At 71.7% G+C, this 15,508-nt stretch carries 14 protein-coding genes; 9 read left to right on the forward strand and 5 right to left on the reverse strand.

Annotated elements, in window-relative coordinates; all coding sequences use genetic code 11:
- The first annotated feature begins 33 nt into the window (after positions 1 to 33).
- The 4 genes from BGM09_RS08835 to BGM09_RS08845 all read left to right on the forward strand — a co-directional run bounded on the left by BGM09_RS08835 (position 34) and on the right by BGM09_RS08845 (position 2,974).
- Positions 34 to 1,635: an acyl-CoA carboxylase subunit beta gene (locus BGM09_RS08835; RefSeq protein ID WP_188280909.1), complete on the forward strand. Its 1,602-nt coding sequence runs from the start codon at positions 34 to 36 to the stop codon at positions 1,633 to 1,635.
- An 80-nt stretch (positions 1,636 to 1,715) separates the two neighbouring features.
- On the forward strand, positions 1,716 to 1,922 hold the full coding sequence (locus BGM09_RS08840) for an acyl-CoA carboxylase subunit epsilon (RefSeq protein ID WP_188280910.1): 207 nt from the start codon (positions 1,716 to 1,718) through the stop codon (positions 1,920 to 1,922).
- Between the two features lie 155 nt (positions 1,923 to 2,077).
- A complete protein-coding gene (gene mmpB, locus BGM09_RS38475) occupies positions 2,078 to 2,209 on the forward strand; it encodes a morphogenic membrane protein MmpB (RefSeq protein ID WP_262928358.1) in 132 nt (43 codons plus the stop codon).
- A gap of 159 nt (positions 2,210 to 2,368) precedes the next feature.
- Positions 2,369 to 2,974: a Maf family protein gene (locus tag BGM09_RS08845; protein WP_188280911.1), complete on the forward strand. Its 606-nt coding sequence runs from the start codon at positions 2,369 to 2,371 to the stop codon at positions 2,972 to 2,974.
- Between the two features lie 26 nt (positions 2,975 to 3,000).
- On the opposite strand, the gene BGM09_RS08850 is transcribed toward BGM09_RS08845, so the two are convergent.
- Positions 3,001 to 3,465, reverse strand: coding sequence for a hypothetical protein (locus tag BGM09_RS08850; protein WP_317452599.1), 465 nt, complete (start codon positions 3,463 to 3,465; stop codon positions 3,001 to 3,003).
- 456 nt (positions 3,466 to 3,921) lie between these two features.
- Between BGM09_RS08850 and BGM09_RS08855 the strand changes: the two genes are divergently transcribed.
- Positions 3,922 to 5,682, forward strand: a complete 1,761-nt coding sequence (locus BGM09_RS08855) for an acetyl/propionyl/methylcrotonyl-CoA carboxylase subunit alpha (protein ID WP_188280912.1) — start codon at positions 3,922 to 3,924, stop codon at positions 5,680 to 5,682.
- A 200-nt stretch (positions 5,683 to 5,882) separates the two neighbouring features.
- Here the strand turns inward: BGM09_RS08855 and BGM09_RS08860 are convergent, their stop codons facing one another.
- Entirely contained in the window at positions 5,883 to 7,316 is a 1,434-nt protein-coding gene (locus BGM09_RS08860; RefSeq protein WP_188280913.1) for an MFS transporter, read from the reverse strand.
- 233 nt (positions 7,317 to 7,549) lie between these two features.
- Between BGM09_RS08860 and BGM09_RS08865 the strand changes: the two genes are divergently transcribed.
- A complete protein-coding gene (locus BGM09_RS08865) occupies positions 7,550 to 8,161 on the forward strand; it encodes a TetR/AcrR family transcriptional regulator (protein WP_188280914.1) in 612 nt (203 codons plus the stop codon).
- Between the two features lie 65 nt (positions 8,162 to 8,226).
- Here the strand turns inward: BGM09_RS08865 and BGM09_RS08870 are convergent, their stop codons facing one another.
- On the reverse strand, positions 8,227 to 9,177 hold the full coding sequence (locus BGM09_RS08870; RefSeq protein WP_317452600.1) for a DeoR/GlpR family DNA-binding transcription regulator: 951 nt from the start codon (positions 9,175 to 9,177) through the stop codon (positions 8,227 to 8,229).
- Between the two features lie 166 nt (positions 9,178 to 9,343).
- On the reverse strand, positions 9,344 to 10,801 hold the full coding sequence (locus BGM09_RS08875; RefSeq protein WP_188280915.1) for an NAD(P)H-quinone dehydrogenase: 1,458 nt from the start codon (positions 10,799 to 10,801) through the stop codon (positions 9,344 to 9,346).
- A 140-nt stretch (positions 10,802 to 10,941) separates the two neighbouring features.
- Between BGM09_RS08875 and BGM09_RS08880 the strand changes: the two genes are divergently transcribed.
- The 3 genes from BGM09_RS08880 (at position 10,942) to BGM09_RS08890 (ending at position 15,051) form a co-directional block, all read left to right on the forward strand.
- Complete coding sequence (locus tag BGM09_RS08880; RefSeq protein ID WP_188280916.1) at positions 10,942 to 11,379, forward strand: gamma-glutamylcyclotransferase; 438 nt, start codon at positions 10,942 to 10,944, stop codon at positions 11,377 to 11,379.
- A 984-nt stretch (positions 11,380 to 12,363) separates the two neighbouring features.
- Positions 12,364 to 13,179, forward strand: coding sequence for a purine-nucleoside phosphorylase (locus tag BGM09_RS08885; protein WP_188280917.1), 816 nt, complete (start codon positions 12,364 to 12,366; stop codon positions 13,177 to 13,179).
- 156 nt (positions 13,180 to 13,335) lie between these two features.
- Positions 13,336 to 15,051 (forward strand): phospho-sugar mutase, encoded by a 1,716-nt coding sequence (locus BGM09_RS08890; protein WP_188280918.1) that lies wholly within the window; start codon positions 13,336 to 13,338, stop codon positions 15,049 to 15,051.
- Positions 15,052 to 15,084: 33 nt separating this feature from the next.
- Here the strand turns inward: BGM09_RS08890 and BGM09_RS08895 are convergent.
- The coding region (locus BGM09_RS08895; RefSeq protein WP_188280919.1) for a hypothetical protein at positions 15,085 to 15,508 on the reverse strand (424 nt) is incomplete at its 5' end.

The raw sequence follows: 15,508 nt of genomic DNA on the forward strand, positions 1-15,508 counted from the left end.
CAAAGTCCCGCCGAGAGCAGGAGAGCCGCCTCCATGTCCGAGCAGGAGTCCGAGCAGGAACACGACATCCACACCACCGCGGGCAAGCTCGCGGACCTGCGCCGCCGTATCGAGGAGGCGACGCACGCGGGCTCCGGGCGCGCGGTGGAGAAGCAGCACGCCAAGGGCAAGGGCACGGCCCGCGAGCGGATCGAACTGCTCCTGGACGAGGGGTCGTTCACCGAGCTGGACGAGCTGGCGCGGCACCGCTCGACCAACTTCGGCCTGGAGAGCAACCGGCCGTACGGCGACGGTGTCGTCACCGGCTACGGCACCGTCGAGGGCCGCCCGGTCGCGGTGTTCTCGCAGGACTTCACGGTCTTCGGCGGCGCGCTGGGCGAGGTCTACGGCGAGAAGATCGTCAAGGTGATGGACTTCGCGCTGAAGACCGGCTGCCCGGTGATCGGCATCAACGACTCCGGCGGCGCCCGCATCCAGGAGGGCGTGACCTCGCTCGGCATGTACGGCGAGATCTTCCGCCGCAACACCCACGCCTCCGGGGTGATCCCGCAGATCAGCCTGATCATGGGCCCGTGCGCGGGCGGCGCGGTGTACTCCCCCGCGATCACCGACTTCGTGGTGATGGTCGACCAGACCTCGCACATGTTCATCACGGGTCCCGATGTGATCAAGACCGTGACCGGCGAGGACGTCGGCATGGAGGAGCTGGGCGGCGCCCGTACCCACAACTCGACGTCGGGGAACGCGCATCACCTGGCCGGTGACGAGAAGGACGCCTTCGAGTACGTCAAGGCGCTGCTGTCGTACCTGCCGAGCAACAACCTCCAGGAGGCGCCGTCCTTCGCCGCCGAGACGGATCTCGCCGTCACGGACGAGGACCTCGAACTGGACACGCTGATCCCGGACTCGGCGAATCAGCCGTACGACATGCACAAGGTGATCGAGCACGTCCTGGACGACGGCGAATTCCTGGAGACCCAGGCGCTGTTCGCGCCGAACATCCTCACCGGTCTCGGCCGTATCGAAGGCCGTCCTGTGGGTGTGGTCGCCAACCAGCCGCTGCAATTCGCGGGCTGTCTGGACATCAACGCCTCCGAGAAGGCGGCGCGTTTCGTGCGGACCTGCGACAGCTTCAACATCCCCGTGGTCACTTTCGTCGACGTTCCCGGTTTTCTCCCCGGCACCAGTCAGGAGTGGGACGGCATCATCCGCCGCGGTGCCAAACTGATCTACGCGTACGCCGAGGCCACAGTTCCCCTGATCACGATCATCACCCGTAAGGCGTACGGCGGCGCGTACGACGTGATGGGCTCCAAGCACCTGGGCGCGGACCTGAACCTGGCCTGGCCCACGGCCCAGATCGCGGTGATGGGCGCGCAGGGCGCCGTCAACATCCTGCACCGCCGCACGCTGGCGGAGGCGGCCACCCCGGAAGAGGCGGAGGAGCTGCGGGCGCGGCTCATCGCGGACTACGAGGACACGCTGCTGAATCCGTACATCGCCGCCGAGCGCGGCTACGTGGACGCGGTCATCGCGCCCTCGAAGACCCGCGCGCAGCTCGTGAAGGCGCTGCGGACGCTGCGCAACAAGCGGGAGAGCCTGCCGCCGAAGAAGCACGGCAACATCCCGCTGTAGCCGGACCGTGCGGGGCCCGGGGGGCGAGGACCCGCCGGACCCGCAGGGCAGGGACCCGCGAGCCGAGGAGGAGAGCGCTCATGGTGATCAAGGTGGAGCGGGGCAGCCCGACCCCCGAGGAACTGGCGGCCGTCGTCGCCCTCGTCCAGGCACGGGCCGCGGCGGCCGGGAAGAGCGCCGACGGCCCGGCGCCGCTGGACGGCTGGGCCGACCCGGCGCGCAACGTGCCGCGCGGCGTACCGACGCCGGGGCCCGGCGCGTGGCGGGCGTCGGCCTGGCCGGCGTGAGCGGAATGTCGGACCGGGCGGGAACGTCGGACCGGGCGGGGATGTCGGACCGGGCGGGGATGTCGGACCGGGCGGCGGAAGTCACACCAGTAACACGGTGATCCTGAGTATCCGTACTCAGGCGCTCCGGTTCGCCGGGGCGCAACCCTGGAGACATGTTGTGGTCGGACCCGCGGGACGAGCCGCCGGAGGAGATGCGCAAGGCGCAGGCGATGCTGCGCCGCGCGATGCTGGTGATCGCGCTGGCAGCCGCCGTGGTCATGCTGGTGGCGACCTGGAGATCGTGACCGGCGGATCGGGAGCCGCCCGAGTCGGGGTCTGCCCGCAACCGCACCCGTACCCGTACCGGCACCGCCGGGCCGCCGGGCCGCCGCCCGGGACGCGGCCGTGAACCCGCGTCCTGAACCGGCGTCCCCCGTACGGGTGTCAGTGCCTACGATGGGCCGATGAGCAGCTCCAGAACCCTTGTCCTCGCGTCCGCCTCCCCCGCCCGGCTCGGGCTGCTGAAACTGGCGGGCCTCGACCCGCGCGTGATCGTCAGCGGTGTCGACGAGGACGCGATCACGGCCGCCACGCCCGCCGAACTGGCCCGCGTGCTGGCCGAGGCGAAGGCCAACGCGGTCGTGGGGAGCGGCGCGCTCGACGGCGGCGAGCTGGTGATCGGCTGCGACTCCGTACTCGAACTCGACGGCGAGGCGCTGGGCAAGCCCAAGGACGCGGCCGAGGCGGTGGCGCGCTGGCAGGCGATGCGCGGGCGCAGCGGGGTGCTGCGGACCGGGCACTGCGTGATCGACACGACGAGCGGCAAGCAGGTCTCGGAGACCGCGTCCACGACCGTACGGTTCGGGACGCCGGACGACGAAGAGGTCGCCGCCTATGTGGCGAGCGGTGAACCGCTGTACGTGGCGGGCGCGTTCACGCTCAACGGCCGCTCCGCGCCCTTCGTGGAGGACATCGAGGGCAACGCGGGCAATGTGATCGGCCTGTCCCTGCCGCTGCTGCGACGGCTGCTGGCCGAGTTGGGTGTACGGATCACCGATCTGTGGGTCTGAGAGCCTGTCGGGGTCCGGGTGGGCGCTCAGGCCGTGGCGGGCGGGGGGAGTTCGCCGCCGTTGCCGTTCGCGGTCCCGCTCTCGGCCGCCTCCCGCGGCCGGTCCTCCGGCGCGTACATCAGCAGCGTGGCGACGAGGCCGCCCAGTATCACCATCATCACCACGAACGCGTACCAGCCGATCAGGCCGACGACCAGCGCGCCGACCACGCCGTGCACCACAGCGCAGACGATGAGCACGATCCTGGCGGCCCGGCCGGTCATCTCGTCGCGGCGCACTATCCGTACGACGAGCACCGCGCACAGGATGAGGAAGAGGCCGAACAGCGCGCCGCCCACCCACGATCCGATGGCCATGGCGTCGGAGTCGAGACCGGCGAGCGACATGGACTGATGGCGTACGGCGAGGCCGAGTATCCAGTTCACGAAGGCGATGGTGAGGGCTTCGAGAACAAGGACCACGGCGGTGCCGACGGCTATACCTCTGCGCACACTGTCCCCTTCGGCCGTCGTCCGGGGCCCGGTTACCGCTGGTACCCCCGCCTGTCGCAGGCTACTCACCGGTACAACCGGCGGCAAGGGGTCTGGCCACCCCGGTCGTTCCACCCGTACGGGGAGTCCGGGGCGCGCGATCCGGAACGTCACCCCACTCGTTCGGGGACACCGGCGGCCGGTCCGGAAACACCGACGGCAAAGATTCCGCTCGCTATTCGTAGGGTTTCCACAAAAGAACGTCAGGTCTCTTCGCAGACTTACAGGGAGATCTCCCCCACACCGATGAGTGCGGGACATCGGCCCGAGCGGGGCCTTACCGTGGACTGAGCAGGCGTTCACGGGTTCTCCATGCCCATGGATCACCCTCCGTGTGGGGAAGCTCACGTGCAGGGGTGCCTCGGCACCAAGTGTGGCCAGTACCTAAACTCGGCTTGTTTCAAGGAGGGAGCCATCGTGCGCAAGGTGCTCATCGCGAACCGCGGTGAAATTGCTGTCCGCGTTGCCCGTGCCTGCCGGGATGCGGGGATCGCGAGTGTGGCGGTGTACGCCGATCCGGACCGGGACGCTGTGCATGTCCGGGTGGCGGATGAGGCGTACGCGCTGGGCGGTGACACTCCGGCGACCAGTTATCTGGACGTCGCCAGGGTGCTGGCCGCCGCGGCGGAGTCGGGTGCGGACGCGGTCCATCCGGGGTACGGATTCCTGTCGGAGAACGCGGAGTTCGCGCAGGCGGTCCTGGACGCGGGTCTGACGTGGATCGGTCCGCCGCCGCAGGCGATCCGGGATCTGGGCGACAAGGTCGCGGCGCGGCATATCGCGCAGCGTGCGGGCGCCCCGCTGGTCGCGGGCACCGCTGACCCGGTCTCGGGCGCCGACGAGGTCGTGGCGTTCGCGCGGGAGCACGGGCTGCCGATCGCGATCAAGGCGGCGTTCGGCGGCGGCGGGCGGGGGCTGAAGGTCGCCCGCACGCTGGAGGAGGTCCCGGAGCTGTACGACTCCGCGGTGCGTGAGGCGGTCGCGGCGTTCGGCCGCGGGGAGTGCTTCGTCGAGCGCTACCTGGACCGCCCGCGGCATGTGGAGACGCAGTGCCTGGCCGACACGCACGGCAATGTGGTGGTGGTCTCCACCCGTGACTGCTCTTTGCAGCGGCGTCACCAGAAGCTGGTGGAGGAGGCCCCGGCCCCTTACCTGTCGCAGGCCCAGGTCGACCAGCTCTACAGCGCGTCGAAGGCGATCCTGCGTGAGGCGGGGTACGTCGGTGCGGGCACGTGTGAGTTCCTGGTGGGCCAGGACGGCACGATCTCGTTCCTGGAGGTCAACACCCGGCTCCAGGTGGAGCACCCGGTCACCGAGGAGGTCTCGGGGATCGACCTGGTCCGGGAGATGTTCCGGATCGCCGACGGTGAGGCGCTGGGTTACGACGACCCGCCGCTGCGGGGTCATTCGGTGGAGTTCCGGATCAACGGTGAGGACCCGGGCCGGGGTTTCCTGCCCGCGCCGGGCACGGTGACCCGCTTCGACGCGCCGACCGGACCGGGCGTACGCCTGGATGCCGGTGTGGAGTCCGGGTCGGTGATCGGTCCGGCGTGGGACTCGCTGCTGGCCAAGCTGATCGTGACCGGCGCCACCCGTGAGCAGGCGTTGCAGCGTGCCGCGCGGGCGCTGGGCGAGTTCGAGGTGGAGGGGATGGCGACCGCGATCCCCTTCCACCGCGCGGTCGTCACCGACCCGGCGTTCGCACCGACCGACGGCAGCCCGTTCACCATCCACACGCGGTGGATCGAGACGGAGTTCGACAACACGATCCCGGCGTTCGTCGGCGCGGTCGTGGACGAGGACGACGCCCCGGGCCGCGAGACCGTGGTCGTGGAGGTCGGCGGCAAGCGCCTGGAGGTGTCGCTGCCCGCGTCGCTCGGGATGACGCTGGCGCGGACGGCTGCTGCGGGGGGTGCCAAGCCCAAGCGGCGGACGGCGGCGAAGGCGGGCGCGGCGGTGTCGGGCGACGCGCTGCCGTCGCCGATGCAGGGCACCATCGTGAAGGTCGCGGTCGAGGAGGGCCAGCAGGTCACCGCGGGCGATCTGATCGTGGTCCTGGAGGCCATGAAGATGGAACAGCCCCTGAACGCCCACCGGTCGGGCACCGTCATCGGCCTCAAGGCCGAAGTCGGCACCTCCGTCTCCTCCGGCGCCGTCATCTGCGAGATCAAGGACTGACGCCACAGCACGCACGAAGGCGGTGGTACGGCGGCGGCCGTACGTACGACACGCCGGTGGGGCCGGTCACGACGACCGGCCCCACCGGCGTTCGCGCGCCGATGACCGCGCGCGGCTCCGTACCGTCGACTCCGTACCGTCGACTCGGCACCGGTCGAAACGGCACCGGTCGAAACGGCACCGTCCACCTGTTCAACGCGTCAGCGCAGGGACACCGGTTTCGGGCTGCGCAGCGCCAGGACCAGGGCGACGGACAGGGCCGTGAAGACCGCGGCAGCGGTGAAGGCGGCGGTGGCGCCGTGGATGAACGGCTCGCTGTGCGCGTGGCGCGAGACGGTGCCGAACACCGTGACCAGGATGGACAGTCCGAGGCTGCCGCCGACCTGCTGCATCGTCTGGAGCAGCCCGGACGCGGAGCCGGCCTCCTTCGGCTCGACGCCGGAGAGGATGAACGTGTTGAGCGGCATCATCGTGAAGCCGACGCCGACACCGATCAGGATCAGCGGGCCGAGGATGCCGCCCGCGTACCCGTCGGACGCGTTGAGCGTGGAGAGCCAGACCGTGCCGCCGACGTTGAACAGGCCGCCGGTGGCGGCGACGCGCTTGGCGCCGAAGCGGGCGAGGGCGCGCGGGGCGATGCGGGCGGCGACGAACAGCGGTCCGGCCAGCGGCAGGAACGCGAAGCCGGTCCGCAGCGGGCTGTAGTGCAGATACGTCTGGAGGTACTGGGTGGAGAAGTAGAACACCCCGAACATCCCGGCGGGGACGAGCAGCATGATCCCGTACGCCAGCGCGCGGTTGCGGTCCAGGAAGAGCCGCAGCACGACCAGCGGGCGCTCGACGCGGGTCTCGTTGATCAGGAACGACACGAGCAGGGCGGCGGCGATGACGAAGCTGGTCAGGGCGCGGGAGTCGGTCCAGTGGCTCTCGCCGACGCGGATGAAGGCGTAGACCAGGGAGGCCATGCCGAGGGTGCCGGTCAGGGCGCCCGCGACGTCGAACCGGCCGCCGGGGTGCCGCTCGGTCTCCTTGATGTAGCGCGGGGCGAGCAGCACGATGGCCAGGCCCACGGGGACGTTGACGAAGAAGACCCAGCGCCAGGAGCCCCAGTCGGTGAGCATGCCGCCGACGGTGAGGCCGATCGCGGAACCGGCGCCGGAGATCGCGGAGAAGACGCTCAGCGCGCGGTTGCGTTCCGCGCCCTCGGAGAACGAGGTGGCGATCAGCGCCAGGGTGCTGGGCGCGGCCAGCGCGGCGGCGGCGCCTTGCAGGCCGCGGGCGATGAGCAAGGTGGTGGAGTCGTTGGCGACGCCGCCGGCGACGGAGGCGAGGGTGAAGGCGCCGACGCCCCACATCAGCGCCGTGCGGCGGCCGATCAGGTCGCCTATCCGGCTGCCGAGCAGCAGGAGACCGCCGAAGGCCAGCGTGTAGACGTTCAGCACCCAGGACATGCCGGTGGGCGAGAAGCCGAGATGGGTGCCGATGCCCGGCAGGGCGACATTCACCACGGTGGCGTCGAGCAGCAGCATGAGCTGCGTGCCGACGATGGCCACGAGGGCGATGGACGGGCGCCCGCGGGCGGGGGACGGAGTGCGGGGCGTGGTGGAGAGCGCGCGCACTGTGGGTGTGGACATGCTGAGTAAGCCTCCAGCGGAGAGCAATAAACGGAGGGTTCCTCCGTTAACTATACGGAGACAGCCTCCGGTTCTACAATCGCTTTTGGGCGGGCTTTGACGAACGATGGGTTCCGGCGAGCCGCGAGCCGCGGGCACGGTGGCGTGGGCGTGGGTCAGCCGTGGACGTGGACGTGGGCGCGCCGCGGGCACGGGCGAGCCGTGAGGACCGGCACTTCAGGAGGCATGACGTCATGCGGGCAGACGCGCAGCGCAATTACGACCGGCTGCTGGAAGAGGCCACCCAGGCATTCTTCGTGCACGGCACCGACGTCGCCCTGGAGGACATCGCGCGCCAGGCCGGGGTGGGCATCGGCACGCTGTACCGCCACTTCCCGGACCGCTACACGCTGATGAACACCGTCTTCGAGCGGGAGCTGGTGAAGCTCAACGCTCGCGCGCAGGAGCTGCTGGAGGAGCAGGACCCGGTCGACGCGCTCACCAAGTGGCTCTACGCGGTCGCCGTGCACTCCACCGCTTACCGCGGCCTCGCCAAGGCCATCATGTCCGCGCCGGACGCGAAGATGCCCGCGTGCAAGGCGCTGCTGCGCTCGTCGGGCGAGGCGCTGCTGCGGCGCGCGCAGGACGCGGGCGAGATCAGGCCGGACGCCACCATGTCCGACCTGCTCAAGCTGATCAACGCGATCGTGCTGACCGCGGAGAACAACCGTGAGGACAAGGGGCTGTTCGCCCGCCTGATGACGCTGACCCTGGACGGCCTGCGAACCCGGCAGGGCACCGGTTGCGGGACCGCGAAGGACACCGGCCGCGGGGCCGTGAGGGAGACGGCCGCGGGGCCGGCGTAGGAATCTCAGGCCGCCGAGCCTGCGGGAGGGCTCCGGTAGCGCAGAGCCCCGGTGAGCGGGGAGCCCTAGCGGCGGCGGACGTCCGCCAGCCGCGGGGTGGGCTCGGTGCCGCCGCCGGCCAGCGATTGGCCGCCGCCGGGCAGCGGCTGGGCGCTGCGCAGGGGCTGGGGCCGCCGGGGTCCCGGCAGGGGCTGGTCGTGGCGCGGACGTCCGGCGGCGATGGCGTCCGCGCCGGTCAGCGGCGCCACGGTGATCTGCACGCCGCGGTCGGCGAGCGCCTGGAGTTCGGTACCGGCCCGCTCGTCGCCGCCGGGCGGCTCGTCGGTGACCAGGTGGGTGATGAGGTCGGTGGGCACGGTCTGGAACATCGTGTCGGCGCCGAGCTTGGTGTGGTCGGCGAGGACGACGACCTCGGCGGCGGACTGCACCAGCGCCCGGTCCACGCTCGCGGAGAGCATGTTGGACGTGGACAGGCCGCGTTCGGCGGTCAGGCCCGCGCCGGAAAGGAAGGCGCGGGATACCCGCAGGCCCTGGAGGGACTGCTCGGCACCGCTGCCCACCAGGCCGTAGTTCGACCCGCGCAGCGTGCCGCCGGTCATCACTACCTCGACCCGGTTGGCGTGCGCCAACGCCTGTGCCACCAGCAGGGAGTTGGTGACCACGGTCAGTCCCGGCACCCGCGCGAGCCGACGGGCCAGCTCCTGCGTGGTGGTCCCCGCGCCGACGACGATGGCCTCGCCCTCGTCCACGAGATCGGCGGCGAGTTCGGCGATGGCCGACTTCTCCGCGGTCGCTAGATGGGATTTCTGCGGGAAACCGGACTCCCTGGTGAAGCCACCGGGCAGGACCGCACCGCCGTGCCGGCGGTCCAGCAGTCCTTCGGCCTCCAACGCCCGCACGTCCCGGCGCACGGTCACTTCTGAGGTCTGGACGACACGGGCGAGTTCACGGAGCGAGACCGCCCCGTTCGCCCGCACCATTTCGAGGATCAATTGGCGACGTTCTGCAGCGAACACGGAACCGACAGTAACGCCAACGTCCGTCGCCTTTCAGCACTTTGCACCAGATGACGGAAGTCGTGCACAAAAGAGACCGGCAAGTGCTATACGCCGACCGTGCGTTCGCAAACGGCGCCTTTCCGGATGACGCGAGCGGCGCCTTTGCGGATGACGCGAGGGGCCGTCAGCCCAGATCCGCCTCGGCCGCCTTGCGGGTGTGCAACTGCCGTGCCACCTCGGCCACCGAACCGGACAGCGACGGGTACACGGTGAAGGCGTTGGCGATCTGCTCGACCGTCAGATTGTTGTCGACGGCGATCGAGATGGGATGGATCAGCTCGCTGGCCTTGGGCGCCACCACCACTCCCCCGACCACGATGCCCGTGCCGGGACGGCAGAACAGCTTCACGAAGCCGTCCCTGATGCCCTGCATCTTGGCCCGCGGATTGCGCAGCAGCGGCAGCTTGACGACATTGGCGACGATCCGCTTGTTGTCCACGTCGGCCTGCGTGTAGCCGACGGTGGCGATCTCCGGGTCGGTGAAGACGTTCGAGGAGACCGTCTTGAGGTTGAGCGGGGCCACCGCGTCGCCGAGGAAGTGGTACATCGCGATCCGGCCCTGCATGGCCGCGACCGACGCGAGCGCGAAGATCCCGGTCACGTCACCGGCCGCGTACACGCCGGGCGCGCTCGTCCGCGACACCTTGTCGGTCCAGATGTGACCGGAGTCGGTCAGCTTCACACCCGACTCCTCCAGGCCCATGCCCGAGGTGTTCGGGATCGCGCCGACCGCCATCAGGCAGTGCGTGCCGGTGATCACCCGGCCGTCGGCCAGGGCGACCTCGACCCGGTCGCCGATGCGTTTGACCGACTGGGCGCGGGAGCGGGCCATGACGTTCATGCCGCGGCGCCGGAAGACGTCCTCCAGTACGGCGGCGGCGTCCGGGTCCTCGCCGGGCAGCACCCGGTCGCGGGACGACACGAGCGTCACCGTCGAGCCGAGCGCCTGGTACGCGCCCGCGAACTCCGCGCCGGTCACGCCGGAGCCGACCACGATCAGTTCCTCGGGCAGCTCGTCCAGGTCGTAGACCTGCGTCCAGTTGAGGATGCGCTCGCCGTCGGGCAGCGCGTCCTCCAGTTCGCGCGGGCGCGCGCCGGTCGCCACGAGCACCGCGTCGGCGGTCAGCCGCTCGGTCGTGCCGTCCGCGGCCTCGACCACCACGCAGCGGCTGCCGTCGGCGGCGGTCTGACAGCCGTCGAGCCGCCCCCGCCCGCGCATCACCCGGGCGCCGGCCCGCGTCACGGACGCGGTGATGTCGTGCGACTGCGCGAGCGCCAGGCGCTTCACGCGCCGGTTGACCTTGCCGAGGTCCACCCCGACGACGCGCGCCGCGCGCTCCAGCGGCGGGGTGTCGTCGGCGACGATGATGCCGAGTTCCTCGTACGACGAATCGAACGTCGTCATCACCTCGGCGGTGGCGATGAGGGTCTTGGACGGTACGCAGTCGGTCAGCACCGACGCCCCGCCCAGACCGTCGCAGTCCACGACGGTCACCTCCGCGCCGAGCTGCGCCGCCACCAGGGCAGCTTCGTAGCCGCCGGGTCCGCCTCCGATGATCACGATCCTTGTCACGTACCCCATTGTCCCGCACGCGCCAAGTGTTCTCCGCCAGGGGGCACGCTTGTCCGGTCCGGGCGCCGTCGCGCGCCGTCGCCCGCCGTCAGAACACCCCGAAACGGCGTGCGGCCGTCGCGCCCGCGTGCTCCCGTACTCTCGTGGTCATGTCGCTCTACGCCGCCTACGCCAGCAACCTCGACGCGCGGCTGATGATCCGCCGCGCCCCGCACTCCCCCCTGCGCGGCACCGGCTGGCTCGACGGCTGGCGGCTCACCTTCGGCGGCGAACAGATGGGGTGGGAGGGCGCGCTGGCCACTCTCGTGGAGGACCAGGACAGCCAGGTTTTCGTCGGCCTCTACGACATCGCGCCCGTTGACGAGGAGTCGCTCGATCGCTGGGAGGGCGTGCCGCTGGGCCTCTACCGGCGCACCACCGTGCGCGTTCACACGCTCGACGGGGAGGTCGCGTCCTGGCTCTACGTTCTCAACGACTACGAGGGCGGGCTGCCGTCCGCTCGCTATCTCGGCGAGGTGGCCGACGCCGCCGAGTCTGCTGGCGCTCCCCACGACTACGTCATGTCCTTGCGCAAGAGGCCCTGCTAGCGCCTGCGGCGCCTTGTCTTTCCCCGCCCGCCCACCCGTGCGGGTGCTTTCTCCGTCTGCGGGTGCCGCTTGTGCCTGGTCGGTCCCGGCCCGGGGTACCTCCTCGAAATCCGTAACACCTGGCCCCGCGAATCCGGCGACGTTCCTGTCAACGTATTTCTGCGGGGGCACCCCGCCCCGTCCCCTCCGGGCCCGTCGGCGTCCGCCTGTCCGGTGGGGGTGGCGGAGGGGGGTGGGTGGGGACCGGGCCCTGCGCCACCCGGCCGTCCAGCCGGGGTAGGCGGGAGGGGGGGGGGTGGGTGGGTTTGGGTACGTCGGCGTCCGCCTGTCCATGTGGGGGGCGGATGGGGGCCGGGCCCTGCGCCACCCGGCCGTCCAACCGGGGCCGCCGGGAGGCAGGCTCGGGCACCTCGGCGTCCGACGGTCCGGTGGGGGGCGGCCGGGAGAGGGTGGGCCAGCGTACGTCGGCGCCCGACTGCCGGTGGGGGTGGGCGGGCTCGGGCACCTCGGCGTCCGGCTGCCGGTGGGGGGGCGGCCGGGAGGGGGGTGGGCCAGCCCGTACGTCGGCGTCCGCTGGGTGGGCTCGGGCACCGGGTGGGCGGAGGATGCTCGGGGCGCACTCGCGGTCTTTGACACCCTCCCCGGCCATCTACGGACAGGCGGACGCCGACGTACCCAAACCCACCCACCCCCCACCTCGGCAACCCCCACCGGACAGGCGGACGCCGATGGACCGGAGGGGACGGGGCGGGGTGCCCCCGCAGAAATGCGGTGACAGGAAGGGTGCCGAATCAGCAAAGGGCAGGCAGCCGCATTTCGAGGAGGTACCCCGGACCGGGACCGACCAGGCACAAGCGGCACCCGCAGACGAACAACACACCCGCACGGGCGGGCGGGCGGGAAAAAGGGGGCCCCCATCGGGGGAGCCGTCCTTCGTAAGCCCAGGGCACCGTCTACGCGCGTAGGCCGAGACAGGTTACCCTCATGCGCGTGAACGCTTCTGTGAATGCCGACCCCTACGCCGCGGCCGACGCCGCCGCCGCCCGCCTGCGCGAGCTGACCGGCGCCGAGACCCACGACGTCGCCCTGGTGATGGGCTCGGGCTGGGTGCCCGCGGCCGACGAGCTGGGCGTGGCGGACTGTGAGCTGTCGATCACCGACCTGCCGGGCTTCCCGGCCCCGGCGGTGGAGGGCCACTCGGGCAAACTCCGCTCCGTGCGGATCGGCGGAGTCCGCGCCCTGGTCTTCCTGGGCCGTACGCATCTGTACGAGGGCCGCGGCGTCTCCAGCGTCGTGCACGGAGTGCGCACGGCGGTGGCGGCCGGCTGCAAGACGGTCGTGCTCACCAACGGCTGCGGCGGCCTGCGCCCCGGTTACCTGCCGGGCCAGCCGGTGCTGATCAGCGACCACATCAACATGACGGCGACCTCGCCGATAGTGGGCGCGAATTTCGTCGACCTCACCGACCTGTACGCGCCGCGGCTGCGGACGCTGTGCCGGGAGATCGACCCGACCCTGGAGGAGGGCGTCTACGTCCAGCTTCCCGGGCCGCACTACGAGACCCCGGCGGAGATCGGGATGGTACGGGCGATCGGCGGCGACCTGGTCGGGATGTCGACCACGCTGGAGGCCATCGCGGCCCGCGAGGCCGGCGCCGAGGTGCTGGGCATCTCGCTGGTCACGAACCTGGCCGCGGGCATGACGGGCGCGCCGCTCAACCACGAGGAAGTGCTGGAGGCGGGCCGCGAGTCCGCGACCCGGATGGGTTCGCTGCTCGGGCGCGTCCTCGGTCGCCTGTAGGCACGGGGAGCCCGCGGGCGCGTAAAGCCGGGTGGACGGGCGGGGCAGTACGTAAAACTGACCCTGCCGGTGAAGACCGGCCCTGCCGCCCCGCGCGGCGGCATCGGCTGGAGGGGCGGGCCCGCGCGGCCCGGACCCACGTGGAACGGAGAGCGCATGGCGGGCGGAAACGGCGGGCGTGAGCTGGTGGAGCGCGCGCGCCAGTGGCTGGCGGAGGACCCGGACCCGGACACCCGTCAGGAGCTGGCGGGCGTCCTGGAGGCCGCGCAGGCGGGCCCGGCCGACCCGCGCGGCGCGCAGGCGCTCGCGGATCTGGCGGACCGTTTCAGCGGCACGCTCCAGTTCGGCACCGCGGGCCTGCGCGGCGAGCTGGGCGCCGGGCCGATGCGGATGAACCGCGCGGTGGTGATCAGGGCCGCCGCGGGCCTGGCCGCGTATCTCGGGGAGCGCGTCGAGGACGGCCTGGTCGTGGTCGGCTACGACGCCCGGCACAAGTCGTACGACTTCGCGCGCGACACGGTGGCCGTGATGGTGGGCGCCGGGCTGCGTGCCGCGCTGCTGCCCTCGCCGCTGCCGACGCCCGTACTGGCCTACGCCATCAGGCACTTGGGCGCCGCGGCCGGAGTGATGGTGACCGCGAGCCACAATCCGCCGCAGGACAACGGCTACAAGGTCTATCTGGGCGACGGTTCGCAGATCGTGCCCCCGGCCGACGCGGAGATCGCCGAACGGATCGCCGCGGTGCGCGCGTTGGCCGATGTGCCGCTGGCGGCGGGCGGTTGGCGGGTGCTCGGCCCCGACGTGGTGGAGGCGTATCTGACCCGCGCGGCGGGCGTGGTCGCCGAGGGCGGCGCGCGCGAGGTGTCCGTGGTCTACACGCCGATGCACGGGGTAGGGCTGCGGACGCTGATGGCGGCCTTCTCCCGCGCCGGTTTCCCCGCGCCGACGCCCGTGTCGGAACAGGCCGAGCCCGACCCGGACTTCCCCACCGTGGCCTTCCCGAACCCGGAGGAACCGGGGGCGATGGACCTGGCCTTCAAGTGCGCCCAGTCCGTCGGCCCCGACGTCGTGATCGCCAACGACCCGGACGCCGACCGCTGCGCCGTCGCCGTACCCGACCGCGACTCCCCCGCGGGCTGGCGGACGCTGCGCGGCGACGAGTTGGGCGCGCTGCTCGCGGTGCACCTGGTGCGTACGGGCGCGGCGGTGGCCGGGCGCGACACGTTGGCGGCGAGCATCGTCTCGTCGTCGCTGCTGTCGCGGATCGCGGCGGGCGCGGGCCTGGCGTACCGGGACACGCTGACCGGCTTCAAGTGGATCGCCCGCGTCGAGGGCCTGCGGTACGGGTACGAGGAGGCGCTGGGCTACTGCGTCGATCCGGAGGGCGTACGCGACAAGGACGGCATCACGGCGGCGCTGCTGATCGCCGAACTGGCCGCGACCCTCAAGCAGCACTCCCGCACGCTCACCGACCTGCTGGACGACATCGCGCTCGACCACGGTCTGCACGCCACCGACCAGCTCTCGGCGCGGGTCGCCGACCTCTCGCTGATCGCGGACGCGATGGCCCGGCTGCGCGATCGGCCGCCGGCCGCGCTCGCGGGCCTCGCGGTGACGTCGGCGGACGATCTGGCCGAGGGCAGCGAGCAGTTGCCGCCGACGGACGGGCTGCGCTACCGCCTCGCGGGCGCCGGGGCCGTCGAGTCGGCGCGGGTGGTCGTCCGGCCGAGCGGTACCGAGCCGAAGCTGAAGTGCTACCTCGAAGTCGTGGTGCCGGTCGCCTCGGCCGCCGGTCTGGGCGCGGCGCGGCGTACGGCCGACGAGGTGATGGCCGCGCTGAAGGCGGATGTGGCGTCGGCGGCCGGGATTTGACGGCACGTCATATCACTGGTGGGTCAGGCCCGTTCAGTCGCGGGTCAGATAGCTGAAGCCGGTGTCCGGGCCCACGCAGGTCTGGAGGGTGAGGTCCCCCCAGTAGAGGCCGTTGTCGGGGCCGCCTCTGCCGGGGGTGATGTAGGTGGCGTAGACGTGGAAGGACAGGGTGCCCTTCGGGGTGTCCAGGGTGACGCGGGCGCCGACCGGCAGCGGGGCGAGCTTGTCGTAGCCGCAGTAGTCGTGGCCGACGATGACGGAGGTCCGCATCTCGTAGCCGTCGGAGAGCGCCGGGTCGGGTCCCGCGAACAGTACGGCCGCCTCGCACGCGTCGATGGTCGCCTGGTCGCCGCGCACGACGGGCCGCGACCAGTCGCCGATCCGCAACACCGTGGTGCCGGGCGGGTATGGGCGGCCGGCGGCGGCCTTCCTCGGCGCGACGGGCGCGGCGGGCGCG

This window comes from Streptomyces sp. CBMA29 (genome assembly GCF_014596445.1).
Classification (GTDB): Bacteria; Actinomycetota; Actinomycetes; order Streptomycetales; family Streptomycetaceae; genus Actinacidiphila.

Bases quoted from the DNA above. Each gene is read 5' to 3' on its own strand.
- BGM09_RS08840 (WP_188280910.1), top strand. From the start codon at position 1,716: ATGGTGATCAAGGTGGAGCGGGGCAGCCCGACCCCCGAGGAACTGGCG.
- BGM09_RS08865 (WP_188280914.1), top strand. From the start codon at position 7,550: ATGCGGGCAGACGCGCAGCGCAATTACGACCGGCTGCTGGAAGAGGCC.
- BGM09_RS08875 (WP_188280915.1), bottom strand. From the start codon at position 10,801: ATGGGGTACGTGACAAGGATCGTGATCATCGGAGGCGGACCCGGCGGC.
- BGM09_RS08860 (WP_188280913.1), bottom strand. From the start codon at position 7,316: ATGTCCACACCCACAGTGCGCGCGCTCTCCACCACGCCCCGCACTCCG.
- BGM09_RS08845 (WP_188280911.1), top strand. From the start codon at position 2,369: ATGAGCAGCTCCAGAACCCTTGTCCTCGCGTCCGCCTCCCCCGCCCGG.
- BGM09_RS08890 (WP_188280918.1), top strand. From the start codon at position 13,336: ATGGCGGGCGGAAACGGCGGGCGTGAGCTGGTGGAGCGCGCGCGCCAG.
- BGM09_RS08835 (WP_188280909.1), top strand. From the start codon at position 34: ATGTCCGAGCAGGAGTCCGAGCAGGAACACGACATCCACACCACCGCG.
- mmpB (WP_262928358.1), top strand. From the start codon at position 2,078: ATGTTGTGGTCGGACCCGCGGGACGAGCCGCCGGAGGAGATGCGCAAG.
- BGM09_RS08880 (WP_188280916.1), top strand. From the start codon at position 10,942: ATGTCGCTCTACGCCGCCTACGCCAGCAACCTCGACGCGCGGCTGATG.
- BGM09_RS08885 (WP_188280917.1), top strand. From the start codon at position 12,364: ATGCGCGTGAACGCTTCTGTGAATGCCGACCCCTACGCCGCGGCCGAC.